This window comes from Pseudomonas sp. B10(2017), assembly GCF_002113295.1.
In the GTDB taxonomy this organism is placed as follows: domain Bacteria; phylum Pseudomonadota; class Gammaproteobacteria; order Pseudomonadales; family Pseudomonadaceae; genus Aquipseudomonas; species Aquipseudomonas pudica.
This window is the reverse complement of record NZ_NEJU01000007.1, coordinates 213863-240823: the sequence shown is the minus strand read 5'-3', so window position 1 is coordinate 240823 and position 26961 is coordinate 213863. Positions and strand designations below refer to the sequence as shown.

The following is a 26961-nucleotide window of genomic DNA, read 5'->3' as shown; positions in this document are numbered from 1 at the left end:
GGTTCAGCTGAATGTCCTGGAAGAAGCCGGTCTTGAACAGGGAACGGGTCGACTCCACCAGTCGGCGGTCATCGGCCTGGTCGCCGACGTTCAGCGGCAGGGCACCGAAGACACTGCCGGCGGAAACCCGCTGCAGGCCGTTGACGCGGATATCGGCGATCCTGAAGGGGGAGGCCTGGGCCAGCGTGGCGTTCAGCAGCAGGACGGAGAGCAACAGGCGCGGGTAGTTCATCGAGGGTTCCAGACAAGCGGATTCGGAGGGAGCAAGCGCGGGCAACCCGCATGCAGCGGGCGATGAGGATACGGGCGGGCTGTGTTCGGCGCGGTTAGCCGAGGGTAAAGATGTGTAAAGTCCGACCGGCCAGCGGTGACAGTGCCGGCCGTCGGGGCGATCATTGCAACCCCTGCAATCACGATTCCTGGCCCTGATGATCCCTGTGCTGCTGGTCGACGATGACCGCGAACTCACCGAAATGCTCTCTTTGTACCTGGCCCGCGAAGGGTTCCAGGCCACCGCCGTCGACACTGGCGAGGAGGGCGAAGCCCAGGCATTGACCGGCAACTATCAGGTGGTGGTGCTGGACGTGATGCTGCCGGGCATTTCAGGCATCGAAGTGCTTCGGCGCGTGCGTGCGCGCAGCCAGGTACCGGTGCTGTTGCTGACAGCCCGGGGCGACAACATCGACCGCATCGCCGGCCTGGAGCTGGGCGCCGATGACTATGTGCCCAAGCCCAGCTCCCCCGGCGAACTGGTGGCGCGCCTGCGGGCGATCCTGCGCCGTGTTCAGCCACAGCCGATGGGTGACGGCATGGTGCCCGAGGCGCCCGAACAGGTGCGCAGCGGTGCCTTGAACATGTGGCCCGGTCGCCGCGAAGCGCGTTGGGGCGCTGCCACCCTCGAGCTGACCGGCTCCGAGTTCAGCCTGCTCGAAGCGTTGGCCCGCCAGGCCGGCCAGCTGGTCAGCAAGCAGGACCTGTCGCTCAATGCCCTGGGCCGGCCGCTGACCCGTTACGACCGGCGCATCGACGTGCACATCAGCAGCATCCGGCAAAAGCTCGGGCCGCGCGCCGATGGCAGCAGCTGGATCCAGAGCGTGCGCGGCATGGGCTACATGCTGATTGTCGAATGATGCGCCGGCGGCTGTTCTGGAAGCTGTTCCTGGCCTTCTGGCTGGCCAACACCCTGACCTTCCTGGTGGGCGCGGGCGCCTTCATGCTCAATGACCTGCGTGGTGATACCCCGGCGCTGCGCTCGCTGCTGGCCACCGAACTGCAGCTGTTGCAACGTTACGGCGAGCAGGCTGGCCGACAGTTGCTCGAGGTATTGCCGCAGCCGCCGGATGTGCAGGTGGGCCTTTACGATAGCCAGGGCCGGTTGCTGGCCGGCAGGGCGGTATCAGTGGCGCGGTTTGAGCAGGCGCTGAGCGACCGTGACGGCCGCCCGCTGGTGCTGCGCGCTTCGGTGGCCACGACCATTGGCGAGCCACCACGCCCGCGCGGCATGGGCCCGCTGTTTACCGGCACGCTGATGAGCGCGCTGTTCGCCTTGCTGTGCAGCCTGTACCTGACCCGCCCGCTGGCCTGGCTGCGCGAAGCCATGGGCCAGGTCGCCCAGGGCCGTTTCGAGGTGCGGGTCAAGCCCAGGCTGGGCAAGCGCCGCGACGAAATCGTCGAACTGGCCGAAGACTGCGACCGCATGGCCGGTCAGCTCAAGGCGTTGGTGCAGGCGCAGCAGAACCTGCTGCACGATATTTCCCACGAACTGCGCTCGCCGCTGACCCGCATGCATGCCGCCATCGGCCTGATGCGCCAGCAACCGGACCGGCTGGACATGCTTGAACGGGTGGAGCGCGAGTCGCGCCGCATGGACGACCTGATCGAGCAGTTGCTGACCCTGGCCCGCGCCCAGTCCCGGCAGGGGGACGACTTCGCCAGCCTCGATGTGGTCGAACTGCTGGCGCAAATCGTCGAAGACGCCCGCTTCGAGGCTGGCATGAAACAGTGCCAGGTTTGCTTGCAGGCCCAGGGCACGTTCATCACTCATGGGCATGAAGAACTGCTGTACCGGGCGTTCGAGAACATCATCCGTAATGCCGTGCGCTACACCGCAGCGGGTACCGAGGTGTTGGTCGAGGCCGCGCTGGCACCGGGCGGGCAATGGTTGCAGGTCAGCGTCAGCGACCATGGCCCGGGCGTCGAGCCGGCGCGCCTGCAGCGCATCTTCGAGCCATTCGACCGCGGCACCGACAATGACGGTGACGGCTTTGGCCTGGGCCTGGCGATTGCCCAGCGGGCCGTTGCCTTGCACGGCGGCAGCATCACCGCATTGGCTGCCGCGAGTGGCGGGTTGCGGGTGCGCATCGAGCTGCCGCAGGCAAACCCTGGCTGAGCAAGGCCGCTCCCCCAGGTACAGCGACAACCTCGAGAGCAACGCTGTACCTGTGGGAGCTGGCTTGCCGGCGATGGGCTGCATGGCAGCCCCGTTCAAGCTATCTGTCAGGCCTCAACCTTAGTGCCCACCCTTCATCCGCCGTGCCACCAGGTAGATCCCCAGCCCGACCAGCGCCGTAGTCGCGCCGATGTAACCGGTGCTGGTCCAGCCCATGCCTGCGGTAATCGCCATGCCACCCAGCCACGGCCCCAGCGCATTGGCCAGGTTGAACGCCGCATGGTTCGACGCCGCCGCCAGGCTTGGCGCTTCATGGGCAATGTCCATCAGGCGGATCTGCAACGGCGCCGCAAGGGCGATCATGGTGCCGACCAGGCCAATGCCCAGCAGCAGGCTCCACAGCGCCTGCGCGGCAAAGCTGAAGAACAGCAGCACGGCAATCGACCACACCAGTACCAGCCCGACGGCGCGGAACTGCAGGCGGTCGAACAGCTTGCCACCGGCGATGTTGCCGACGATGCCACCGAAGCCGAACGCCGCCAGGCCGAACGGAATCCACTGCGGCGACACCTGGGTTACCTGCAACATGGTCGGCGCAAGGTAGCTGAACACACAGAACATGCCGGAAAAGCCGATCGAGGCGATGCCCAGTGCCATCCACACTTGCGGCAAGGTGAACGCTTGCAGTTCCTTGCGCGGGTCGCTGCGTACTTCATCATGACGCTGGGGCACGAAGTGCCAGACCAGAGCGATGGTGCTCACGGCGATCGCGCCGACCAGCACGAACGCCGAGCGCCAGCCGAAGTACTGGCCCAGCAGGGTGGCAACCGGGTTGCCGAGCAACATGGCCAGGGTCAGCCCCATCATCACCCGGGCCACGGCTCCCGCCCGCTGGTCCTTGGCCACCATGCTAGAGGCCACTACCGCCGCGATGCCGAAGTAGGCACCATGGGGCAGGCCGCTGATGAAACGGAAGGCGACCAGGCCGCCGAACGAGGGGGCGAAGGCGGTAGCCAGGTTGCCAAGGGCGTACAGCGCCATCAACAACAGCAGCATGTGCTTGCGCAACAGCCGAGCGCCGAGGATCGCCAGCGTGGGGGCGCCAACCATCACCCCCAGCGCATAGGCGCTGATGGCATGGCCCACCTGGGGCTCGCTCAATTGCAAGTTGCTGGCGATATCGGGCATCAGGCCCATGATGGCGAACTCGCCGGTGCCAATGGCAAAGCTGCCCAGCGCCATGGCGGCTTCCATTTTCGCGACGGTACTTTTACCAGGGAGAGGGGGTAGTTCCTGAACTGACATCTGGGTCCTTGTTGAAACATGCTGAAACGTTCAAGGCGGGATCATAGTCAATCCGTGCCGGTGACGTCGAGGAAGGTGGCCGGCTTTCGTCTGGCGGCGGCACATGAGGGAGCGTCCCGCACGGATGGCACCGGCTGCGCCGGTGTTCGCGGGCACGCCCGCTCCCACAAGGCCTTGGAAAAGCCTGGGAGGGGGTTACAACGTCAGCTTCTTGCTGAACTTGGTCTCCATGACAATGTGCGACGCCGTATGCGTCACGCCCTTGATCATGTTGATACGGGTCAGCTCGGCATTCAGTTCGCCCAAGGTATGGGTGGTCAGGTGGATGATGAAGTCCATTTCGCCCGACACCGCGTACACCGCCTGCACCGACTCCATCTTGCGCAAGGTGGTCATCACATCGGTGTAGCTCTTGTTGCTGCAGGAGGTCATGGTGAAGCAGTTGATCACCTGCTGCAGCTTGTCCTGGTCGATGCGCACGCTGTAGCCGGTGATCACGCCGGCGTTCTCCAGGCGGTTGATGCGCTCCTGCACCGCCGAGCGCGACACACCCAGCTTGCGTGCCAGCGAGGCGGTGGGCTCACGGGCGTTGGCCTGCAGCAGCGCCAGCAACTGGCGGTCCTTTTCGGTAAGTTTGAACAGCGCGCCGGGGGGGAGGGCGTCCATGGCGACTCCTGGTAGTCGTTCTAGTTGTTGTATTGCGAGCGTGCTTCCTGAAACCGGTCCATCAGCTTCAGCCCGGTATACATCGCTTGTGCCGCAGCAGGCCCGAACGGCCCGCCGTTCCATTCCAGGCCATAGGCATCGAACAGGCGATAACGGTCGGTTTCGCCGCACACCGCCTCGGCGACCACCCTGGCGCCCACGGGTGCGGTGTTCATACCATGCCCCCCAAACGAAGTACAGGCCCACAACCCGGGGCCCAGAGGGCCGATGTGCGGCATCTTGTGGCGGGCGTAGCCCATCAGCCCGGACCAGGCCTTGGCGATTTTCAAGCCCTGCAACTGCGGATATACGCTGAGAATGTCACGGGTCAGCAACTGCCCGAGGCGTTGTTCGTCCTGCAGATTGCGGGTGGTGATATGCCCCCCCCAAAGCAGGCGATCACCCTCGACGATACGGTAGTAGTCCGAGGCGCGGCGGTTGTCGCCGACGGCATCCGTGGTACGTACCACGTCATTCAGGCGTTCACCCAGGTGTTCGGTGAGTACCACGTAAGTGGTGATAGGCAGGAAAGCTCGGCGCAGTCGGCCGAACTCGGCGCCGCCGTAGCCGCCGCAGCAGTACACCACGTCGGCACAGGTGACCGCGCCGTGGGCAGTGGTCACGCGGTGATGCCCGGCCTCGCGTGCTACCCGCAGCATGGGCGATTGCTCGTGGACGCGGCCGCCGGCAAGCTCGACCAGCTCGGCAAGGCCCAGGCAGTAGTTCAGCGGGTGAAAATGAAAACCATGGCTGTCGCGCAGCCCCTGGTAGTAGCGGTCGGTGTTCAGGTGGCTGCGTAGCGTAGGAGTATCCAGGTATTCCATCTCGAAACCGAAATCACGGGCCATGCGGTCGCGGGTGCGCTGCAGGTTGTCGGCGTCGTCGTAGCGCACCACGCTGAGTTTGCCGGTGGTCGCGGCACAGCCTGGCAACTGGTGGCGGGCGATGGTGTCGCGGACGATATCGACGCCCTCCAGTGACAGCCGGAACAATGCCGCCGCTGTCTGCTTGCCGCAGCGCCGTTCGATGGCCGACAGCCCCTCGGACCAGCCCTGCAGCACGAAGCCGCCATTGCGCCCTGAGGCACCCCAGGCAACTCGAGCGGCTTCCAGCAATACCACCGAGCGCCCGCGCGCCAGCAGTTCCAGGGCTACGCTCAGGCCCGCCAGGCCACCGCCGATGATGCATACATCGGCTCGTGTTTCGCCGGCCAAAGCCGGTCGTTGTGGGGCTGGACGCATGGTTCCGGTGTAGTAGTTGTTGCTGTAGCTGAACATCGGCTGGGTCATCCTTTTACTGGGCGTTGCATGTTCCACGGGCACGCGGGGGCCGCACGCCCTTCAGCTGAAGGGCGTTGGTCTGTGGGTGATGGGGTTACTGCACTTGCGTGAGGTCGGCGCCGTACCACTTCTCGGACAGCTGCTTCAACGTACCGTCGGCCTTCATGCTGTCGACGGCCTTGGCCAGTTCGGCATTGAAGGCGTCGTCGCCCTTGTCGGTGGCGATGGCCAGCGGTTCGTAGTAGGCGGGCTTGCCCTGCACCGGCGCAATCGGGTAACCGGCCTTGATCGCACCCATGATGGTCGGCAGCGGCGACAGTGCGGCATCCAGGCGCGTGCCGTTGCCCATGCGCAGGTCATCCAGCGGGCCCATGCTGTCGCCGTAGGTCTGCACATCGCCAGGCTCCACGGTGTAGCTGAACGCAGGTACGTCCGCCGCGTCGATCTTCAGCCGGCGGTTGATGTAGTCCTCGGAGGTAGTGCCAGCCTCGACGCCGATGGTCTTGCCGTTGAGGTCGGCAGCGCTGGCGCCGGCGGCATCCTTGTGCACGGCGAACATGTAGGGGGTGTAATAGTAGATGGCCGGGAAGTCGAGTACGCGGCCACGCTCGGTGGTAGGCGTCATCGACCCGACCGACAGGTCCCAGCGGCTGGCCCAGCGCCCGGCAGTGATGATGCCGTACTCGGGGGTGACAAAGGCTACGGTGGTGCCCATGCGCTTGCCGATTTCGTTGGCAACATCGATGTCGAAGCCCTTGAGGGTGTTGTCCTCGCCAAGGAACGACTGCGGTGGCCAGTTGGCGGCGGTGGCCACTTTCATGACCTTGCTCTGGTGGATGCGATCCAGGGTGGCGCCCGCCCAGGCGGCACCGGTCATCAGGGCCAGGCTGCCGGCGACGGCGGTGAGTGCGAACAAGCGTGCAAGTGGGTTCATTCGATAAGTCTCCGGGTATGCAATTGTTGTTGTGGTGTTGGCACAGCGGTAGACACAGGCCTCAGTGGCTGAGAATCTGCGAAAGGAACTCCCTGGCGCGGGCATGGCGCGGGTTGTCGAAGAAGTCGTTGGGCCGGGCCTGCTCGATGACCTGGCCCTGGTCCATGAAGATGATGCGGTCGGCAACCCGTCGGGCGAAGCCCATTTCGTGGGTGACACAGAGCATGGTGATGCCATCCTGGGCCAGCTCACCCATCACATCGAGCACTTCCTTGACCATCTCCGGGTCCAGTGCCGAAGTGGGTTCGTCGAACAGCATGATCCGCGGCTTCATGCACAACGCGCGAGCAATGGCTACCCGCTGTTGCTGGCCACCGGAAAGCTGACCGGGGAACTTGTCGGCCTGGCTGGCGATGCGAACCCGCTCCAGGTACTCCAGGGCCAGGGCGCGGGCCTGGGCCTCGCTGAGCTTGCTGACCAGGCGCGGCCCGAGCATCAGGTTTTCCAGCACGGTCAGGTGCGGGAACAGGTTGAACTGCTGGAACACCATGCCGACCTGGCGGCGAATGGCGGCCACGCTGGCGGCATCACGGTCCAGCGGGTTGCCGGCGATCAGCACCTGGCCTTTCTGAAAGTCCTCCAGCAGGTTCAGGCAGCGAATCAGCGTGGACTTGCCCGAGCCTGACGGGCCGCAGACCACCACGATCTCGCCGCTGGCTATTTCCAGATCGATACCCTTGAGTACGTGAAACTCGCCGTACCATTTCTGCAGACTGCGGATCGACACGGCGGCCTGGGTGGCAGCGGGGGTGACTACTTGATTCATCGTGATGCTCCTCGATCAGCGGTGGGCGCGGTCGAAACGTTTTTCCAGGCGCGACTGCACGGTTTCGAGCAGGATCGACAGCACCCAGTACAGGACGGCGGCGGTAATCAGCATTTCCAGGTGGCGGAATTCCGCGCGGCCCTGGGTGCGGGCCAGGAACATCAATTCCCACACGCCGATCACCGACACCAGCGAGCTGTCCTTGAGCATGGAGATGAACTGGTTGCCGGTGGGCGGGATGATCAGGCGCATCGACTGCGGCAGGATCACCCGGGTCATCGCCTGGAAGGGTGTCAGGCCAATCGCTCGCGAGGCTTCCCACTGCCCGCGCGGGATGCTGCTGATGCCGGCGCGGAAAATTTCCGTCATGTAGGCGCCATAGCACAGCGACAGGGCCAGGATGCCCGCCGGCACTGCACCGACCACATAGCCGAGTTGGGGGATGCCGAGATAGATCAGGTAGATCTGGATCAGCAGCGGTACACCGCGGAAGAACGAGGTATAGAAACTGGCGATGGCGATGGCGAAGCCGTTGGACGACAAGCGTGCAGTGGCACCCATCAGGGCCAGGACGAAGGCGATGGCGATCGAGATCGTGGACACGTAGACGGTGGTGAACACCCCTTGGGTGATCATGAAGCCGACCTTGCTGGCAATGAAGCTGTAGGACAGGTCGAAGGTGTCGAAGAACAGCAGGAACAGCAGCAACAGTTCGAACCAGACGGTGATCACCTGGGCCCGTAGCGCAAAGCGGCCGAGGATGAACAGATTCAGTACCAGGGTGATGGCCAAGGTCCCGGCCACGGCCATGTTGCGCAGTAGCGGTGCCTGCAGGTCGAGCACGATCGGGCCCATCAGCCGGGCCAGGCTACCGTCGCCCACGCCGTAGAGCAGGGCGAGTGCAAAGATTACGGTGGTGGCCAGGGCCATGAACGCAGGGTTGTCGGTCGCACGCGGTTTGACGATGTGGTCTCTGTACATGGGGTCGTGCCTCACGGAGCTGGGCTCGTTTGTTGTTGTGAGGCCATTGTAGGGAGGCGAAGCGCAGGCAAGAACCTGACGAATTGCAACGATTTACAGGTTTGTATTGGCATTTGGTGGGAGCATTACCTGACATTTGCTGCCTGTCCCGGTCAAATCGTCTGCCACCGGTTGCGCGGGTATTCGCGGCTAAAGCCGCTCCCACAGGGATCACTGCAGGCTTGCGGTATGCACTCCCCCTGTGGGGGTGGCTTTAGCCGCGAAGAAGGCCGGCACAGGCTGGCTTCAACGCTCCAGGTAATGGGTCTGCGCGGCAAAATCGATGAAGCGCTTGCTGGCCAGCGACAGGTATTCCCCCGAGCGCCAACACAAGCGGAAGCTCATCTGCTGCGCTGGCTGGAACGGTACGCCGACGATGCCCGGCGTGCGCTGTTGCACCGAGCGCAGCAGGGTCGCCACGCCCATGTTGTCCAGCGCGGCCTGCACCACCAGCGACACGAAGTTGCTCTGCAGCGCTACCTGGTAAGTGATGCCATGTTCGGCGAAGAACGCGTCCAGCAGGTGGCGCTGCACGAAGGTGCGGTCGAATACCACCATGTCGGTATTGCGCAGGTCCTCGGCCGTGAGAAAGGCCTTGCGGGCATAGGGATGGTCAGGGTGCATGCACGCCAGCATCTCGTCGCTGCCCAGCAGGATCGATTCCTTGTCGGGCGGCACGCGCCTGGACTCCAGCAACGCCAGGTCGATTTCCCGTTGTTCCAGGCGATGGCCGATGTCCTCGGCACTGCCTTCGAACACGGTCATGGCAATGCCCGGGTACAGCTTGCGGAAGGCGTTCATCAACCCGGGTACATAGTGCAGGCCGAACATTGGCGGGATACCCAGGCGCACTTCGCCGCGCTTCAGGTCGGCCATGTCGCGCAGTTCTTGCCGGGCAACATCCATTTCGCGCAGTGCCGATTCGATACGTGGCAGAAACCGTTCGCCCTCGGCCGTCAGGAGGACTTTGCGCGTGGTGCGGTTGAACAGGGTCACGCCCAGTTCTTCTTCAAGACGGGTAACGGCCATGCTCAGTGCCGGCTGGGCGATATGCAGGTGCTGCGCGGCTTTGGTGAAGCTGCCTTGGCGGACGATTTCGACGCAGCAGCGCAATGCCTTGAGGTTCATCGAGGGGGTTTACCGTTCATAACAAACTGTGATGCCAAGCATCATAACAATATATTTATTATTATTAACCAGAGGGCCTACGATGCGCGCCACTGAGACATCCTGAAACATCTCAGTCACGCAGCTTAATAATCTGCAATCCCACAAAGATTTTGAGGTAGTACCCCAAATGGCCAAGGCCGCCGATGTCGTTGTGCAATGCCTGGAAAACGAAGGTGTCGAGTATGTGTTCGGCATTCCCGGTGAGGAAAACCTCGACCTGCTCGAATCCCTGCGCAAGTCGAAGATCAAGCTGGTACTGACCCGTCACGAGCAGTCCGCAGGTTTCATGGCTGCCACCTATGGCCGCCTGACCGGCAAGACCGGCGTCAGCCTGTCGACCCTCGGCCCTGGCGCCACCAACCTGGTCACCGCCAGCGCCTACGCCTACCTGGGCGGCATGCCGATGATGATGATCACCGGCCAGAAGCCGATCAAGAAGTCCAAGCAGGGTCGCTTCCAGATCATCGACGTGTGCGGCATGATGGACCCCATCACCAAGTACACCCACCAGTTCGCTTCCGCCGACAACATCCCGTCGCGCATGCGCGAAGCCTTCCGCCTGGCCGAAGAAGAAAAGCCGGGTGCCGTGCACCTGGAGCTGCCAGAAGACATCGCCGCCGAGCAGACCGACGCACTGCCTATCCCGCCAAGCCTGCACCGCCGCCCGCTGGCCGAGCACGTGGCGATCGACGCTGCCGTGCAAAAGTTGCTGAACGCCCGCAACCCGATCCTGGTGATCGGCGCCGGCGCCAACCGCAAGATGACCGCCAAGGTCCTCAAGCAACTGATCGACAAGACCGGCATCCCGTTCATCACCACCCAGATGGGCAAAGGTGTGGTCGACGAGCGTCACCCACGCTTCCTGGGCAACGCCGCACTGTCGTCGGGTGACTTCGTGCACCGCGCCGTCGAAGCCGCCGACCTGATCGTCAACATCGGCCACGACGTGATCGAAAAGCCGCCGTTCTTCATGGTCCGTGGCGGCACCGAAGTCATCCACATCAACTTCCGCTCTGCCGAAGTCGATGCCGTGTACTTCCCGCAGGTGGAAGTGATCGGCGACATCGCCAACGCCGTGTGGCAGATCAGCGAAGCGCTGAACGACACTTCGCACTGGGACTTCACCCGCCTGATGGCGATCCGTGAAGCCAACGAAGCACAGATCGCCGAAGGTGCCGACGACAACCGCTTCCCGGTCTACCCGCAGCGCATGGTCGCCGACATCCGTCGCGTGCTGCCGTCCGAAGGCATCGTTGCCCTGGACAACGGCATCTACAAGATCTGGTTCGCCCGCAACTACAAGGCGCACAAGCCAAACACCGTGCTGCTGGACAACGCCCTGGCGACCATGGGCGCCGGCCTGCCATCGGCCATGGCGGCGCACCTGGTGCACCCGGACCGCCCGGTTATTTCGGTTTGCGGCGACGGTGGCTTCATGATGAACAGCCAGGAGCTGGAAACGGCTGTGCGCCTGGGCATGCACATCACCGTGGTGATCCTGCGTGACGACGGCTACGGCATGATCCGCTGGAAGCAGGCCAACATGGGCTTCACCGATTTCGGCCTGGACTACGGCAACCCGGACTTCGTCAAATACGCCGAAGCCTATGGTGCCAACGGCCACCGCGTGGAAAGCGCCGAAGGCCTGCTGCCGCTGCTCGAGCACTGCATCAAGACCCCAGGCGTGCACGTGATCGACTGCCCGGTCGATTACAGCGAAAACGACCGCATCCTCAACAGCGAACTGCGTGAGCGCGCGCTGGCGGTGTAAGGCCTGAAAGGATCGGCGCCACCGTAGGGCTGGCGCCGATTCCCTGTTTTCTGATGCAAGCCAGTCAAGCCGATTGGGGCCGCAAAGCGGCCTTACCCCGGCCCTTGCACCGATGGCGGAGTCTTCTACGCTCTGAAGGGGGCAGGGGGAGCCGCTATTCATGGATAGAACGAGCAGAACGAGCGCGCGATACATAGGCATTCGCGGTCTGATGCTGTGGCTGCTGTCGACCAGCGTCCTGGTCACGCTGGCCACCTGCCTGGTCGTTGCCTACGGGGTGATGCGTGACTCGTTGATCCACTCGGCACTGGAATCGCACAAGGCCTATGCCTACAAGGTGGCGTCCAGTATCGACCAGTTCATCCATTCGGTGCATGAGCGCCTGCAATACAGCAGCCAACTGATCGGGCAGGACTTCACCAACCGCGCCCTGGTGACAAGCGAAGCGAAACGCCTGCAGGCGCAGGATTCCGAGCTTCAGATCGTGATCATTGCCGATGCCTCGGGGAACATACTCGATGGTTACCCGCACCTGGACTTCGCGAAAACCTTGAAACTCGGTGAAGCCGCCAGGCGAGCGGCAAGCGCCGGACGCCCGTTGGTCAGCCAGGCGTTCACCTCACCTGACGGCCATTTCAGCGTTTTCATCTCCAACCCCATTCGCGATGGCCAAGGCAACGTGCTCGGCTTGATCGGGGGCGTGGTGAACCTGCGAGAAGGTGGGGTAATGAGCATCCTTATCGGTGGGCATCAGCTCGCCGACGCATTTGCGTTCGTCGTCGACGAGAACCTGCAGGTCCTGTATCACCCGGATCCCACCAGGCTGGGGGTGGTGCTGGACTCCAGCGCAACTGCCCATGCGGCCTTGCGAGGGGGCGAGGGGGAACTGGAAGCGACTGACTATCGAGGCATACCGATGTTGGCCGGGTATGCCGAGGTCAAGGCCGCGCACTGGGCGGTGGTGACCCAGCAACCGCGGGAGGACGCGCTGCACCCGTTGCGTAACCTGATGCATGACACATTGTTGAAACTGCTGCCCGTGAGCCTGTTCGGGCTGTTGCTGATACTGGCGGTGTCCACCTGGGTTACCCGCCCACTGCGGCAATTGGCCAACAGTGCGCAACACGTGCCTGAACTCGGTGCCAGCCGGGAATTGCACGCGCTGAATGCCTGGTACGCCGAGGCTGCGGCCATTCGCAGTGCGCTGGTGGCCGGGGTGCAGTTACTGGACTTGAAGATCAGCAACCTGAACCACGCTGCGGAAAGTGACCCGCTGACCGGGCTGGTCAACCGCCGGGGCATGAACGCGGCGTTGGCGATCCTCGACCAGCGCGAGCAGCAGTATTGTGCGCTGGCGCTGGATATAGACCACTTCAAGCGGGTTAACGATACATGGGGGCACGATGTCGGGGATGTCGCCCTGCAGCATATCGCGGGCATCATCCAGTCCTGTTCACGCGCAGGCGACCTGGCTTGCCGGGCCGGCGGGGAAGAGTTCTGCCTGCTGTTGCCGGATACCAGCCTGCAGGTGGCAACCGACATTGCCGAACGCATCCGCACCACAATCGCTGCCAGCCCGCTGGACCAGGTCGGTGCGATGACGATTTCCATCGGGGTAGCCGGCCGTACGTCCGCCGAGCAAACGTCCGCCGCCATTCTCAAGTGCGCGGATGAGCGTTTGTACAGGGCGAAGGACGCCCGGCGCAATCGGGTGGTAAGCGCGGGATGATCGCCGGCCCGCGAAGAGGATTACAAATGTAACCTCCGCGCGGGCCTTCGACAGGGCCTTACGGTTGCTCTCGCAGGTTGTGTAGCGCTATTGGGCCTTTGCCAAGGCACTGCGCACCAGGCCCCTCAAGGTCGAGGTCGACGATGACCGGATCTTCCTCATCGATGGGCCGCTCAGGCTTCCTCGAAGTGCATCTCCGGGGGCTTGCGCCTGAAACCACGGGTGATCACGGTCAGGTAGAGCACCCCGAGGCAGAGCCAACCTGCCCCCAGGTAGATCGCCAGGTGATCAAGACTCGCCATCAGCCACAAGGTGGAGGCAAAGCCCACCAGGGGGAACGCCAGGTACATCAGCAGCGCGTTGGCACCACGCTGTTGCATGGCACCCCAGTAGTGGAAGATCACCGCCAGGTTGACCAGGCTGAAGGCGAGAAACGCCCCGAAGTTGATGAACGAGGTGGAGGTCGTCACGTCCATGCGCAAGGCGAGCAGGGCGACCACCCCGCACAGGATGATGCTGGGCACTGGCGTGCTGAAGCGTTCGCTCAGCTTGCCGAAGAGTGCCCTGGGCAGCACACCATCACGTCCCATCGCATACAGCAGCCGGGAGGCGCTGGCTTGCGCCGACAGGCCCGAAGTGAACTGGCCGACAATCAGCCCCAGCAGGAAGGTGCTGACGAAGATGTCGCCACCGATGTTCTGGGCAATTTCATAAGCCGCCGCGTCGGCGTTGGCAAAGTCTGTGGACGGGTGAGCAAGCTGAACGAAGTAGCTGCAGGCGATGAACAGCCCACCGCCGATCAGGGTGATCAGCAGGATGGCTTTCGGGATGTTCTTGCGTGGTTCCTTGGTTTCTTCAGTCAGGGTGCTGACCGCGTCGAAGCCCAGGAATGAATAGCAGGCAATCGCCGCACCGCTCATGATCAGCGGCAACTGGGTGCCTTCCTTGTAGAACGGCTCGAGTGTCCACAGCGCCACCGTGGGGTCACCCCATACATAGTGCACCGCGAGTGCAACGAATGCCGCCAGCACCAGCAACTGGATGAACATCAACAGGCCATTGACGGTCTTGGCCAGCCGCAGACCGATCACATTGATCGTTGTGGTGATGCCAATGAATGCCAGCACCCAGATGGCTTGCGGCACGCCCGGGAACGCCGAGTGCAGATAGGCCGCGCCAATGAGCCAGATCGCCATGGGCAGGAACAGGTAGTCGAGCAACACCGCCCAACCGGTGATGAAGCCCAGCTGCGGGCTGATCGATTTGCGCACGTAGGTATAGGCGGACCCTGCGACCGGAAAGGCACGCGCCATGTGGCCGTAGCTCAAGGCGGTGAAGAGCATGGCGATGGCGGCAGCGAGGTAGGCTGCGGGTACCTTCCCTCCCGTCGTCTCGGCGAGGATGCCGAATGTGCCCAGAACGATGATGGGGGTCATGTAGGCGATGCCGAAAAGCACCACCGAGCCCAGCGAAAGCGTTCGCTTGAGTGTGGCCATTACTGCTTGCTCCAGCTTGTGATTGTTATTCAGAGTCGAACACGCTGCCGTCCCTGGCGGCCTTGCATTCCAGTAAGAGAGCCTGGAAGGGTGGAATATTCAGGAGGGGATGATCAGTTCGCGAAGGCCGTTGGCATGCTCGACCTGTTCACCCGGCAGCCGGATGCGGCGCTGGGCGATGTAGGTGTAATCGCGCCGCGACTGCTGCAGTTGCTCCATGCCCAGCTCGACGGTCATCCGGCACTCGCCCCGGCCGGCTTCGCACAGCAACTGGCCGTACGGGTCGACGACGGCACTGCCGCCAGCGAAAACCAGGCCGCCATCACCGTCGCCCACGCGGTTGACCATGACCGCAAAGGCCTGATTTTCCATGGCGCGTGCGGTGATGGCGGTTCTGTGGGTGGGCCCGTACGGGTCCATGTTGCCGTTGGTGACGATGATCAGTTCTGCGCCCAGCTGCCCCAGGGCACGGGCGGTTTCGGGGAATTCGATGTCAAAGCAGATCAGCAGGCCGACACGGATGCCTTTGAACAGGGCTGTCGCAAAACGGTCGCCTGGGGTGAAAACCCCGCAGTCCGATGCCCAAAGGTGAGTCTTGCGGTAGGTGAGCGCTACGCCTTCAGGTGTGACCAGCACGGTGGTGTTGTAGAAACGACCGTCGTCTGCGGCTTCGGCCATCCCGACGACCACGGCAACGTTTTGCGCTTGTGCAGCCTGTTGGACTGCCGTGATGCTCGGGCCATCCAGTGGCTCGGCGAGGCGGCGGATATTCTCTTCGGTCGGGAAGCCCATCAGTTGGGTTTCCGGGAAGACCAGCAGATCGGTATCGGCGCCGCAGTTGCCGATCGCCTCGATGGTGCGCTGCAGGTTGTACGCGGTATCGCCATCGCGACCGGCCAGTTGGACAAGCTCTACCTTCATTTCCAATCCTCGACTAACAGCTTCGACCGCCATGCCCTGGCGGCATGGGGTGTAAAAAACGATCCCGGTACAGGTTCGCTCAGCGTAAGCTAGCCCGGATTATGGGGTGGTCATCATGGCGGGGGGTATTACGCCCACGTGGTAACCCAACAGGGGTAGAGGATGAATCTTACGCTGCACGACATCGCCTGGCACCGATCGGTAGGCCAATTGATCGAAACCCTCGACAAGGACCACTTCTGGACAGCCCTGGTGCGGTTACTGAACGAGTACGTTGCCTGCGACAGCTGGGTTGCGCTGCTGTTTTCCGCTGGGCGCCCACAGGTGTTCGCCGAATGCCCCAGTGCAGACGGCAACCCTGATCCGCTGTTTCAGGATTATCTGAAGGGCCTGTACCTGCTGGACCCGTTCTACGTGGCCAGTCGGGAGTCGGCAGCGTCCGGCCTGGTGCGCCTGGCGGATGTAGCCCCTGAGTGTTTCGAGCAGACGGACTACTACCAGCGCTATTTCCGGCTTAACGTGGTTGCCGATGAAATTCAGTTCAACGTGCAGCTGGATGCGCAGCGCACGCTGTGCCTGTCGTTGGGTAGCAAACGCCGATTCAGCATCGAACAGGCCACCCTGCTGGAGCTGTTGCGGCCGTGGGTCACTGCGCTGATGCGCCAGCGCATGACCTTCGAGCGGGAGTTGCTGGAAGAGGCCACCAAGCCCGCACCGCACTGGCAAAGCCGCATGGAGGACAGGGTCGAGCAGATGGAGTCGCCATTGACCGGTCGTGAACTGGAGGTGGGGCGGCTGATGCTGAGTGGGTGTTCCAGCAAAGAAATCGCGCGCAAGCTTGAAATCTCCGTGGAAACAGTGAAAGTGCACCGCAAGCATATGTACAGCAAGCTGGGTATCAAATCGCAGTCGGAGCTGTTTTCGCTGTTTCTTCAGGCCCAGCTGGGTTGATTCACGCTGGCTGCATGCCCCAACTGGCTTGTGCTGAATGTTTTGTCACCTGGGGCCTGTGCTGCATCTTCAGATCTGACTGGTAATTAAAAATGACCCGCCCGCTGTTTGTTTCCATCGATGGGCCCAAGGGCACCGGCAAAACCACGCTTCTGGAGGCGGTTACCAAGGCCCTGAGGGCTGACAACAAGAAAGTGATCCGGCTTTGCGAGAAAAAAAGCGACCCCTACCGGGGAGAAACCATGGCCCTCGTCAATCAACTGGTCAGAAGCCCCTCCCGGGCCCTGGAAATGAGGGTATGCGAGCGCTTCGCCGAAAGCCGTGCCTGGATTTCCCGGCACGTGCTGCCCAGGCAGCCCGCGGGCAGCATCATCCTGATCGATCGCTGGTACCCGTCTGACGCCGCATTTCGGCGCAGCGTGGCGTTCGACGAGATCTTGCGCCTGAACCTCGAGCGAAATGTGCAAGTGCCCGATTTGCATGTCGGCGTTGTCACGCTCCCCGATACTTCATGGGCAAGGGCCGCGGCACGAACACGTGGGTTGGGCAGTACGGTGATCCATAGCCTGGACGAGCAGGTTGCCTGTACCGAGGCGTTCGAACGTGCGGTTGCGCAATACGGCTGGGTACTGTGCCGTAATGAAGGGGCCATCGAGGATGCAACGCGGCAGGTAGTGGCCGAGATCGATGGCGTGCTTCGGTGTATTGAGCGGGTTGGTGGGTGGCCTGTTCGCGATGGTAGCTGACTTCCAGCTTTCATCAGTGTTCGCCACGGGTATCGATACTGACCACCACCGACATTCCCGGTCGCAGGCGCCGAGCCTCCGGCTGGTCTGCATCCACGGTGATCCGCACCGGTATGCGCTGGGCAATCTTGACGAAGTTGCCCGTGGCATTGTCCGCCTGCAGCAAGGCGAACTCGGAGCCGGTGGCCGGTGATATCTGCTGCACATGCCCCTGCAGCTTCAAGTGTTTCAGCGCATCCACGGTGAAACTCACCGGCTGGCCAATGCGCACGTTGGCCATCTGGGTTTCCTTCATGTTGGCGATCACCCACAAGGTGTCGGGTACCAGCGCCATCAACTGCGCACCGGAATTTACATAGGCCCCCAGTCGCGTGCCGATCTGCCCAAGCTGGCCGTCGCGCGGGGCGGTGACACGGGTGTTGTCGAGATCGATGCGGGCCAGCTCCACGGCGGCCTTGGCGCTTTCCACCGAGGCCTCCAGCGCGGCCCGGTTGACCACCACGGTTTCGCGGTCCTGGCGGGCGATTTCCAGTGCCGCCCTGGCCTGGGCCAGGCTGGCGACAGCTGCGGCCTCGCTGGCCCGGGCCAGGTCCAGGTCGCGGCGCGACACCGAGCCGTCGCTGACCAGCGCCTGGTTGCGGCCGAGGTCGGCCCTGGCCTTGGCTGCCTGGGCAGCGGCATCGCCAATGGCCGCCTGGCGCTGCGCAATGGTGGCTTCGGCACTTTTACGTTGCTGCAGGTTGTTGGCCAGCGCCGCCTGTTGTTGCTGCAGCTGGGCGATGGCCTGAGCCAGGCGCTGCTTGTAGATGCGGTCGTCCAGTTGCACCAGCAGGTCGCCGGCCTTGACGAACTGGAAGTCGTGCACCGGCACATCGACGATATAGCCGCTCAGCTGCGGCCCGATGATGGTCACCTGGCCGCGCACCAGGGCGTTCTCGGTACTTTCGATGGCGCTGCTGAATGGCGGCAGGCGCCAGGCATAAAGCACCAGCAGGATACCGGCCAGGGCCACACAGGCGAAGCTGATCGACGACAGGATACGCACCCGCCGCGAACGCACCGGGCTGGTCGGCTCGCTGGGCGGCGTGGCGCCTTCCGGGGTTTCGGCAATGGCAGTGGTGGTCGTGGTGCGGGTGTCGTCGGTCATCGGGTGGGCGCGCCGGGGGTGGAGTCAGGGGAAATGGCCCGGCGTTTGGTGTGCCAGAGCCAGGTGCCACGGATGCAGATCCAGATCATGGTCAGGATAGCGATGCAGCCGATCAGCACGAACACATCGTTGTAGGCCATGATATTCGCCTCGCGGGTGGCGGCACTGGCCAACAGCCGCATGCCGGCTTCGCTGCGCAGCGCCGGGTCGGCAATGATGCCGCCGTAGCCGGCACCGCCGCTTTGCACGCGGGCCGTGACCAACGGTTCCAGGTAGCTGAGGCGGTCCATCAGGTGGCTGGAGTGGAATTTTTCTCGCCAGGTCTGGAAGGTGCCCAGCAGCGCCGCGCCAATCAGGCCGCCGAGGTTGTTGCAGATGCCGAACAGCACCGAGAAACTCACCAGGTTGCGTGGGTTGGCGCGCACATGGCTGATGCCCAGAGCCATGGATGGGCCGAGGAAGAAGGTGCTGCCGAACGCCAGCAGGAACTGGCTGAGGTACATCTGTGCCGGGCGGGTGAGGTTGCTCGAACTGCTGTCCATGAAGGCGCCGGTGGCCATGGCCAGCAGCGAGATGAACAGCGGGATCACCAGGTGGTTGGGGTTGATGGTGAGGGCACTGCTGGCCAGGCCGGCCACTGCGCCCAGCAGCATGACCGCGTACAGCGTGCGCATCTGTTCGCTGCCCATGTTCAGCGCCTGCAGGAAGCCGACCGCCCCGGTGGACTGCTCCGAGGTGACCATGCGGATCAGCACCACGCACAGGGCCAGGCGAATGATCGCGCCGCTGCCCAGCCAGCGGGTCATCAGCAGCGGGTTCTGGCGGTTGTGCTCGATGGCCAGGCCGCTGAAGATCAGTGCGATCGAGGCCGCCAGCGCCATGCCGATCCAGGGCGCCTCCAGCCACCAGTCGATACGCCCGAGTGACAGCACGGCGCACAGCAGGGCGGTGCCGCTGGCCATCAGCGAGAAGGTGAGAAAGTCCAGCGGCTCGAAGGTCTTGAAGCGGTCACCGGGGGGCAGCTTGAGCATCAGCACGCAACCCAGCGCAGCCAGTGCAAGGCCCAGTTCGAACAGGTACAGGCCGCGCCATTCGGCGATCTGCAGCAGGTCTTCGGAAAATATCCGTGCCAGTGGCAACGCCAGCTGCGAGGCGCCCAGGCCAAGCACCATCGCCTTCAGCCGCCATTGCGCCGGGAACGCCTGGATCATGTAGTACAGCCCCAGCGAGCTGAGCGCGGCACCGACCATGCCATGGGCCGCCCGCACTGCGATGGCCGAGTTGAGGTCGTTGACCAGCAGGTGGGCGAAGGTGACCAGGGCATAGAGCACCAGGAACACCTCGGTGAACGCGCGCAGGCCGAATTGCTGGCGAAACTTCACCAGCAGCAGGTTGATGGACACGTTGGTCATTACGTAGGCAGCCGGCAGCCAGGCCATTTCCGCCGTGGTTGCGCCCAGCGCACCTTGCAGGAACACCAGGTTGGCGGTGACCAGCGCGTTGCCCAGCCCACCGGTGATCGCCACCAGCAGCCCGACGACGCCGTAGGCCAGGCGCTTTGCGGGCGTGTGCAGGGGCGTGGAGGGGGAGCCCGGCAAGCTGGGCTTTTCGTGGGGGAGCCACTGGCGGGGGGCGTATTTGTCCATGGGGCAGACTGTACTTGAGGGCGCCGAGGGATGAAAACAGTCTATCGCCTGCACTGGCCTCTTCGCGGGTAAACCCGCTCCCACAGGTACTGCACAGCTTGCAAGATCTGTGGTGACCCTGTGGGAGCGGGTTTACCCGCGAAGAGGCCGGTGCAGGCGCTACAAGGCCTTGGCCAGAAACTCCGCAGTGCGGCTTTCGGCACACCCGGCCACCACCTGTGGCGTACCGCTGACCACCACCTGGCCCCCGGCATCCCCGGCCCCCGGCCCGATGTCGATCACCCAGTCGCTCTGCGCCACCACTCGCATGTCATGCTCGACCACCACCACGCTGTGCCCGCCATCGACCAGGCGGTTGAGCTGCACCAGCAGCCGGTCGATGTCCTGCGGGTGCAAGCCGTTGGTAGGTTCGTCCAGTACATACAACGTCGCCCCGCGGGCCATGCGTTGCAGCTCGGTGGCCAGCTTGATGCGCTGCGCCTCGCCGCCGGACAGTTCGGTGGCCGGCTGGCCCAGGCGCAGGTAGCCCAGGCCGATGTCCTGCAGCACCTGCAGGCAGCGCCGCGCCGCAGGCTGTTCGGCAAACACCTGCAGGGCCTGGTCGACCGTCAGCTGCAGCACCTGGGCAATGTTCATGCCCTGCCAGCTCACCGCCAGGGTTTCCGGGTTGTAGCGGGCGCCATGGCAGGTCGGGCAGGGCGCATAGACGCTGGGCATGAACAGCAACTCGACGCTGACGAAGCCTTCGCCCTCGCAGTTCTCGCAGCGCCCCTTGGCAACGTTGAAGGAGAAACGCCCGGCATCGAAGCCTTTTGCCTTGGCCTGTTCGGTAGCGGCGAACAGCTTGCGCACATGGTCGAACAGGCCGGTGTAGGTGGCCAGGTTGGAGCGGGGCGTACGGCCGATCGGCTTCTGGTCGACCTGCACCAGGCGCCTGATGCTGCCAAGGCCGGCGCTCACATGCCCGCCGCTGGCCTGTTCGGGTTCATCTTCCAGGTTCTGTTCTTCGGGCTCGTTGCGCTGGGCGGCATGGCCCAGGTGCGCACCCACCAGCTCCAGCAGGGCCTGGCTGACCAGGCTCGACTTGCCCGAACCGGAAATACCGGTGACGGCGGTAAAGCAGCCCAGCGGGAATTGCGCACTGAGGTTGTTCAGGTTGTTGCGGCTGATGCCTTCGAGCTTCAGCCAGTCGCGGGCCTGGCGTGGTGTGCGCGTGGTCTGGGACGGTGCACTGAACAGGTAGGCACGGGTACTCGACTGCTCGACCTCGGCCAGGCCCTTGGGCGGCCCGCTGTAGAGGATGGTGCCGCCATGCTCGCCAGCGGCAGGCCCTACATCCACCAGCCAGTCGGCGCGGCGCATGGTGTCCAGATCATGTTCCACCACATAGACCGAATTGCCAGCGTGCTTCAGGCGCTGCAGCGCCTCGAACAGGGCTTCGCTGTCGGCCGGGTGCAAACCGGCCGAAGGCTCGTCGAGCACATAGATCACGCCGAACAGTTGCGAATTCAGTTGTGTGGCCAGGCGCAAGCGCTGCAGCTCGCCAGAGGACAGGGTCGGCGTGCTGCGCTCCAGGGCCAGATAACCCAGGCCCAGGTCGAGCAGGGTGTCGATGCGCTCGAGCAGCTCGTTGGCGATGCGTTGGGCAGCCAGGCGCTTTTCCAGGGTCAGGTCGTCCTGCTGTTGTGCCAGGTAGTCTGCTGCCGCCACCTTGCGCAACACCTCGGCCAGCGCCTGCAGCGACAGGTGCGACAGCTCGGCGATGTCCAGGCCGGCGAAGGTCACCCCCAGCGCCTCGCGCTTCAGGCGCTTGCCTTGGCACAGCGGGCACGGGCTGGGGCGCATGAACTGGGCAACGCGCTTGCGCATCTGCGCGCTTTGCGAGTGCATGAAGGTGTGCAGCACGTACCGCCGGGCACCCATGAACGTGCCCTGGTAGCTGGGCTCTAGCTTGCGCTTGAGGGCGGCGCGGGTCTGCGCCGGGGTCAACCCGGCATACACCGGCGCGGTGGGTGTTTCTTCGGTGAACAGGATCCAGTCACGCTGCGCCTGTGGCAGGTCGCGCCAGGGGATATCGACGTCGTAGCCTAGCGTCACCAGAATGTCGCGCAGGTTCTGGCCCTGCCAGGCCATCGGCCACGCCGCCACGGCGCGCTCGCGGATGGTCAGCGACGGGTCGGGGACCATGGTCGCTTCGTCCACTTCGTAGACCCGGCCCATGCCATGGCATTCCGGGCAGGCGCCCTGCGGCGTGTTGGGCGAGAAATCCTCGGCATACAGCATCGCCTGGCCGGCTGGGTAGTGGCCGGCGCGGGAGTAGAGCATGCGGATCGAACTGGACAGGGTGGTCACGCTGCCCACCGAAGAACGTGCACTCGGCGTGCCGCGTTGCTGCTGCAGGGCCACGGCCGGGGGCAGGCCTTCGATGGCGTCGACATCCGGCACGCCAACCTGGTCGATCAGGCGTCGCGCATAGGGCGCGACCGACTCGAAGTAGCGGCGCTGGGCTTCGGCGTAGAGAGTGGAGAAGGCCAACGAGGACTTGCCCGAGCCGGACACGCCGGTGAATACCACCAGTGCGTCACGGGGAATATCGACATCGATGTTCTTGAGGTTGTGCTCGCGGGCGCCACGGACGCGGATGAAGCCGGTGGGGGTGGTGGGGCGTGGGGGCATGACGCAGTCCTTGGCTTTGGCTGAACAGTGCGCTCAAGGTAACAGCAAAGGCACGACTTTGTGTTCCACCGTGTGAAACCAGATTCGATTGTGCTCCCAGCTTCCTCGCGCTTATCTGTCAGCCAAGCACGACCTGCCTTACCCGTCGTGACCTCAAGGCGAACAACAAGAACGGGAATCCACCCGCGCGAGGAGACTCTACATGTCCCGACATCAGCACATCCTGGCCTGGCTGAACGATGTGGCCAGCGACCTGCACGCAATCCGTCACGATATCCACGCTCACCCGGAACTGGGTTTCGAAGAAAGCCGCACTTCAGCGCTGGTTGCCCGACTGCTCGAAGAATGGGGCTATGAAGTGCACACCGGCATCGGCAAGACCGGCGTGGTCGGCGTACTGCGCAGCGGCAGCAGCCCACGCCGCCTGGGCCTGCGCGCCGACATGGACGCGCTGCCCATCCACGAAGCCACCGGCGCAGCGTACAGCAGCCAGCACCAAGGCTGCATGCACGCCTGCGGCCATGACGGGCATACCACCATGCTGCTTGGCGCCGCGCGCTACCTGGCGGCGACCCGGCAGTTCGACGGGACGCTGACGCTGATCTTCCAACCGGCCGAGGAGGGCCAGGGTGGCGCCGAGGCAATGCTGGCCGATGGTTTGCTGGAGCGCTTCCCTTGCGATGCACTGTTCGGCATGCACAACATGCCCGGGCTACCGGCCGGGCACCTGGGCTTTCGCGAGGGGCCGATGATGGCCTCGCAAGACCTGCTCACGGTGACCCTCGACGGGGTTGGCGGCCATGGCTCGATGCCGCATCTTACCGTCGATCCGCTGGTGGCGGCGGCCAGTGTGGTGATGGCCCTGCAAACCGTGGTGGCGCGCAATATCGATGCGCAGGAGGCGGCCGTGGTTACCGTCGGCGCCTTGCAGTCCGGCGAAGCGGCCAACGTGATCCCGCAGCAGGCGCTGCTGCGCCTGAGCCTGCGCGCGCTGAACGCCGAGGTACGGGCGCAGACCCTGGAGCGGGTGCGGGCCATTATCGTCAGCCAGGCCGAGAGCTTTGGCTGCCGCGCCACCATCGAACATCGCCCGGCCTACCCGGTGTTGGTCAACCATGCCGCGGAAAACGCCTTCGCCCGGCAGGTGGGGGTGGAGCTGCTCGGTGCCGAGGCAGTGGATGGCAACACCCGCAAGCTGATGGGCAGCGAAGACTTCGCCTGGATGCTGCAACGCTGCCCGGGCGCCTACCTGTTCATCGGCAATGGCGTATCGCGGCCGATGGTGCACAACCCGGCCTACGACTTCAATGACGACATCCTGCTGACCGGCGCCGCCTACTGGGGCGCGCTGGCAGAGCGCTGGCTCGCGCCCGCCTGACCTTCCTGTTGACGACTGCCGCTGGAACCCGGGCGCGACCGCGCCTGGGCGATCACCCAATCATTGTGTGGAGTGTTTCCTATGCAGACTTCGAGCACCGGCGTGTCGCGTACCCGGCAAGTGGTCGCCGCCGTCATCGGCAACGCCCTGGAGTGGTATGACTTTATCGTGTACGGCTTTCTGGCCAGCATCATCGCCCGGCAGTTCTTCCCCTCCGACGACGAATACGCCTCGCTGCTGATGGCCCTGGCCACCTTCGGCGTCGGCTTTTTCATGCGCCCGGTGGGCGGCGTGCTGCTGGGCATGTATTCCGACCGCAAGGGCCGCAAGGCGGCGATGCAGATGATCATCCGGCTGATGACCGTGTCGATTGCCATGATCGCCTTTGCCCCCGACTACCTGGCCATCGGCATGGCCGCGCCGCTGCTGATCGTGGTGGCGCGCATGCTGCAGGGTTTTGCCACCGGCGGCGAGTACGCCAGCGCCACGGCCTTCCTGGTGGAGAGCGCACCGGCCCAACGCAAGGGCCTGTATGGCTCGTGGCAGCTGGTGGGGCAGTGCCTGGCGGTGTTCTCCGGGGCGGCGATGGTGGCCCTGGTCACCCACTTGTGCACGCCTGCGGCGCTGGACAGCTGGGGCTGGCGTATCCCGTTCGTGCTCGGCCTGCTGATCGGCCCGGTGGGGCTGTGGATTCGCAAGCACATGGAAGAGCCCGAGGAATTCATCGAGGCGCGCCGCCAGGCCAAGGGCCAGTCGCCCAGCCTGTGGCAGGTGCTGCGTGAGCATCGGCGCAGCCTGTTGGTATCGATGGGCCTGGCCTGTGGCGCGACGGTGTCGTTCTACGTGGTGCTGGTGAACATGCCGACCTTCGCCCACAAGAACCTCGGCCTGCCGCTGGACCAGGTGCTGCTGGTGCAGATGCTTGCCGTTGGGCTGATGACCGTGGTGATCCCGCTGTCCGGGGCGTTGTCTGACCGGCTGGGGCGGCGCCCGGTGCTGATGGCCTTCACCCTGGCGTTCTTCGTCATGGTCTACCCGTTGTATGTGTGGGTGGCTGCCGCGCCGTCGCTGGAGCGCCTGCTGGTGATGCAGCTGCTGCTGTGCACCGCCATCGGTGGCTTCTTCGGGCCGGCGCCCACGGCCCTGGCCGAGCAGTTCCCGGTCGAGGTGCGTTCTACCGGTGTGTCGGTGGCCTATAACGTGGCGGTGATGGTATTCGGCGGCTTCGCCCCGTTGATCGTCACCTGGCTGAGCAAGGTACTCGGCACCCCGGTGGCGCCATCGTTCTATGTGCTGTTCGCCTGCCTGCTGACACTGCTGGGCACCTATTGCCTGAAAGAAGCCCCACGCGCGGGCAAGCCTGCTGCTTTCAACCTTGGAGTGAAACCGTGATGCCGCTAGCCATCGACCCCATCGTTGCCCTCGATGCCGAGGCATTGTCCCGGGCCATCCATGCCCGCCAGATGTCGTGCCGGGAGGTGATGCAGGCTTATCTGGCGCATATCGAACGCTTCAACCCGCAGGTCAATGCGCTGGTGTCGCTGCGCCCGGCCGAGGCACTGCTGGCCGAGGCCGATGAGCGTGACCGCGAGTTGGCCCGTGGTCATTCGCGCGGCTGGATGCATGGCATGCCCCAGGCGATCAAGGACCTGGCCGCCACTGCCGGGCTGCGCACCACCCTGGGCTCGCCGCTGTTCGCCGAGCAGGTGCCCGATCAGGATGCAATCAGCGTGGCGCGGGTGCGGGCCAGTGGGGCGCTGATCGTGGGCAAGAGCAATGTGCCCGAATTCGGCCTTGGTTCTCAGACCTACAACACCCTGTTCGGCACCACCACCAACGCCTACGACCCGGACAAGGTGGCCGGAGGCAGCAGCGGCGGGGCGGCGGCGGCGCTGGCCATGCGCCTGCTGCCGGTCGCCGATGGCAGCGACATGATGGGCTCGCTTCGCAACCCGGCGGCATTCAACAACGTGTATGGCCTGCGCCCGTCGCAGGGCCGTGTTCCCCACGGGCCGGCGCCGGAACTGTTCGTGCAGCAGCTGGCCACCGAGGGGCCGATGGGCCGCAGCGTGGTGGATGTGGCGCGGCTGCTGTCGACCCAGGCGGGCTTCGATGCGCGGGCGCCGTTGTCGCTGGGTGAGGGCCGGGGCGATTTCGCCGCCGGGTTGCAGCGCGATTTCCGCGGCGTGCGGGTTGGCTGGCTGGGCGACTACGACGGTTACCTGGCGATGGATGACGGGGTGCTGAGCCTGTGCGAAGCGGCCCTGGCGGACTTCGCCGAACTGGGCTGCCGGGTCGAGGCCTGCCAGCCGGCGTTCGACCTGGCGCGCTTGTGGCAATGCTGGCTGACCCATCGCCACTTCCTGGTGCACGGCAACCTTGGTGCGGCCTATGCCGACCCTGGCAAGCGCTCGCTGCTCAAGCCCGAGGCGCAGTGGGAGGTGGAGGGTGGCCTGCAACTGAGCGCGACGGCGGTGTACCAGGCTTCGGTGGCCCGCAGCGACTGGTACCGCGCGCTGGGCAAGCTGTTCGAGCGTTACGATTACCTGCTGTTGCCATCGGCCCAGGTGTTCCCTTTCGATGCACGGCAACCTTGGCCAACGGTTGTCGGGGGGCGGACAATGGACACCTATCACCGCTGGATGGAAGTGGTGATAGGGCCGACCCTGGCCGGCTTGCCGAGCATCAGCGTACCGGTCGGTTTCAACGCTGCCGGGTTGCCGATGGGTCTGCAGATCATCGGCCCGGCCCAGGCCGACCATGCGGTGTTGCAGCTGGCCCACGCCCATGAGCAGCTCACCCGTTGGGTAGCGCGGCGCCCGCCCCGGAGCCTGCAAACGCCATGAAACTGCTGGGCAGGCGCGGATCTTG

General features: G+C 64.3%; 21 protein-coding genes and 1 pseudogene. 9 read left to right on the top strand and 13 right to left on the bottom strand.

The annotated features are described in order from the left end of the window. Positions 1 to 232, bottom strand: a pseudogene (locus CAF92_RS11900) (outer membrane assembly protein); the annotation flags it as partial. A 196-nt stretch (positions 233 to 428) separates the two neighbouring features. On the opposite strand from CAF92_RS11900, the gene CAF92_RS11895 reads away from it, so the two are divergent. Further along, positions 429 to 1130 carry a response regulator transcription factor gene (locus tag CAF92_RS11895; RefSeq protein WP_046614105.1) on the top strand — a complete coding sequence of 234 codons (702 nt, stop codon included), beginning with the start codon at positions 429 to 431 and terminating at the stop codon, positions 1128 to 1130. Beyond that, the gene (locus CAF92_RS11890) at positions 1127 to 2389 is read left to right on the top strand and encodes an ATP-binding protein (RefSeq protein ID WP_085600947.1); all 1263 of its coding nucleotides are present in this window, start codon (positions 1127 to 1129) and stop codon (positions 2387 to 2389) included. The genes CAF92_RS11895 and CAF92_RS11890 overlap by 4 nt, the downstream gene beginning before the upstream one ends. A gap of 120 nt (positions 2390 to 2509) precedes the next feature. Here the strand turns inward: CAF92_RS11890 and CAF92_RS11885 are convergent, their stop codons facing one another. The 7 genes from CAF92_RS11885 to CAF92_RS11855 all read right to left on the bottom strand — a co-directional run bounded on the left by CAF92_RS11885 (position 2510) and on the right by CAF92_RS11855 (position 9587). Then, positions 2510 to 3694, bottom strand: coding sequence for an MFS transporter (locus tag CAF92_RS11885; protein WP_085600946.1), 1185 nt, complete (start codon positions 3692 to 3694; stop codon positions 2510 to 2512). Between the two features lie 195 nt (positions 3695 to 3889). After that, positions 3890 to 4360, bottom strand: a complete 471-nt coding sequence (locus tag CAF92_RS11880) for an Lrp/AsnC family transcriptional regulator (protein ID WP_046614108.1) — start codon at positions 4358 to 4360, stop codon at positions 3890 to 3892. A gap of 20 nt (positions 4361 to 4380) precedes the next feature. Next, entirely contained in the window at positions 4381 to 5676 is a 1296-nt protein-coding gene (locus tag CAF92_RS11875) for an FAD-binding oxidoreductase (RefSeq protein ID WP_085600945.1), read from the bottom strand. Between the two features lie 97 nt (positions 5677 to 5773). After that, positions 5774 to 6613: an ABC transporter substrate-binding protein gene (locus CAF92_RS11870; protein ID WP_046614110.1), complete on the bottom strand. Its 840-nt coding sequence runs from the start codon at positions 6611 to 6613 to the stop codon at positions 5774 to 5776. Between the two features lie 61 nt (positions 6614 to 6674). Further along, positions 6675 to 7439 (bottom strand): amino acid ABC transporter ATP-binding protein, encoded by a 765-nt coding sequence (locus tag CAF92_RS11865; protein WP_085600944.1) that lies wholly within the window; start codon positions 7437 to 7439, stop codon positions 6675 to 6677. Positions 7440 to 7454: 15 nt separating this feature from the next. Beyond that, positions 7455 to 8420, bottom strand: a complete 966-nt coding sequence (locus CAF92_RS11860; protein ID WP_085600943.1) for an amino acid ABC transporter permease — start codon at positions 8418 to 8420, stop codon at positions 7455 to 7457. A 285-nt stretch (positions 8421 to 8705) separates the two neighbouring features. Beyond that, entirely contained in the window at positions 8706 to 9587 is an 882-nt protein-coding gene (locus tag CAF92_RS11855; protein ID WP_046614113.1) for a LysR family transcriptional regulator, read from the bottom strand. A 169-nt stretch (positions 9588 to 9756) separates the two neighbouring features. On the opposite strand from CAF92_RS11855, the gene CAF92_RS11850 reads away from it, so the two are divergent. Both CAF92_RS11850 and CAF92_RS11845 read left to right on the top strand, forming a co-directional pair. Beyond that, positions 9757 to 11400, top strand: a complete 1644-nt coding sequence (locus CAF92_RS11850; RefSeq protein ID WP_013972567.1) for an acetolactate synthase large subunit — start codon at positions 9757 to 9759, stop codon at positions 11398 to 11400. A 211-nt stretch (positions 11401 to 11611) separates the two neighbouring features. Further along, entirely contained in the window at positions 11612 to 13129 is a 1518-nt protein-coding gene (locus CAF92_RS11845; RefSeq protein WP_256573733.1) for a diguanylate cyclase, read from the top strand. A gap of 173 nt (positions 13130 to 13302) precedes the next feature. Here CAF92_RS11845 and CAF92_RS11840 read toward each other — a convergent pair whose 3' ends face one another. Together CAF92_RS11840 and CAF92_RS11835 are read right to left on the bottom strand one after the other, a co-directional pair. Next, positions 13303 to 14625 carry an APC family permease gene (locus CAF92_RS11840; RefSeq protein WP_085600941.1) on the bottom strand — a complete coding sequence of 441 codons (1323 nt, stop codon included), beginning with the start codon at positions 14623 to 14625 and terminating at the stop codon, positions 13303 to 13305. 99 nt (positions 14626 to 14724) lie between these two features. Then, the gene (locus tag CAF92_RS11835) at positions 14725 to 15546 is read right to left on the bottom strand and encodes a carbon-nitrogen hydrolase family protein (protein ID WP_085600940.1); all 822 of its coding nucleotides are present in this window, start codon (positions 15544 to 15546) and stop codon (positions 14725 to 14727) included. Between the two features lie 162 nt (positions 15547 to 15708). Between CAF92_RS11835 and CAF92_RS11830 the strand changes: the two genes are divergently transcribed. Further along, positions 15709 to 16497, top strand: coding sequence for a LuxR C-terminal-related transcriptional regulator (locus tag CAF92_RS11830; RefSeq protein ID WP_085600939.1), 789 nt, complete (start codon positions 15709 to 15711; stop codon positions 16495 to 16497). A gap of 92 nt (positions 16498 to 16589) precedes the next feature. Beyond that, entirely contained in the window at positions 16590 to 17243 is a 654-nt protein-coding gene (locus CAF92_RS11825) for a dTMP kinase (RefSeq protein WP_085600938.1), read from the top strand. A 13-nt stretch (positions 17244 to 17256) separates the two neighbouring features. On the opposite strand, the gene CAF92_RS11820 is transcribed toward CAF92_RS11825, so the two are convergent. The 3 genes from CAF92_RS11820 to CAF92_RS11810 form a co-directional block, all read right to left on the bottom strand. Next, the gene (locus CAF92_RS11820; RefSeq protein ID WP_085600937.1) at positions 17257 to 18390 is read right to left on the bottom strand and encodes an HlyD family secretion protein; all 1134 of its coding nucleotides are present in this window, start codon (positions 18388 to 18390) and stop codon (positions 17257 to 17259) included. Next, entirely contained in the window at positions 18387 to 20036 is a 1650-nt protein-coding gene (locus tag CAF92_RS11815) for an MFS transporter (protein WP_046614268.1), read from the bottom strand. The genes CAF92_RS11820 and CAF92_RS11815 overlap by 4 nt, the downstream gene beginning before the upstream one ends. Before the next feature lie 159 nt (positions 20037 to 20195). Next, a complete protein-coding gene (locus tag CAF92_RS11810; RefSeq protein WP_085600936.1) occupies positions 20196 to 22712 on the bottom strand; it encodes an excinuclease ABC subunit UvrA in 2517 nt (838 codons plus the stop codon). A 202-nt stretch (positions 22713 to 22914) separates the two neighbouring features. Here CAF92_RS11810 and CAF92_RS11805 point away from each other — a divergent pair, with 202 nt between their 5' ends. From CAF92_RS11805 to CAF92_RS11795, 3 genes are all read left to right on the top strand, one after another. Next, positions 22915 to 24090, top strand: a complete 1176-nt coding sequence (locus tag CAF92_RS11805) for a M20 aminoacylase family protein (protein WP_085600935.1) — start codon at positions 22915 to 22917, stop codon at positions 24088 to 24090. An 81-nt stretch (positions 24091 to 24171) separates the two neighbouring features. Continuing rightward, positions 24172 to 25482: a citrate-proton symporter gene (locus CAF92_RS11800; RefSeq protein WP_085600934.1), complete on the top strand. Its 1311-nt coding sequence runs from the start codon at positions 24172 to 24174 to the stop codon at positions 25480 to 25482. After that, positions 25482 to 26936 carry an amidase gene (locus CAF92_RS11795; RefSeq protein WP_178081782.1) on the top strand — a complete coding sequence of 485 codons (1455 nt, stop codon included), beginning with the start codon at positions 25482 to 25484 and terminating at the stop codon, positions 26934 to 26936. Before CAF92_RS11800 ends, CAF92_RS11795 begins: the two co-directional genes overlap by 1 nt. Positions 26937 to 26961: the final 25 nt, after the last annotated feature.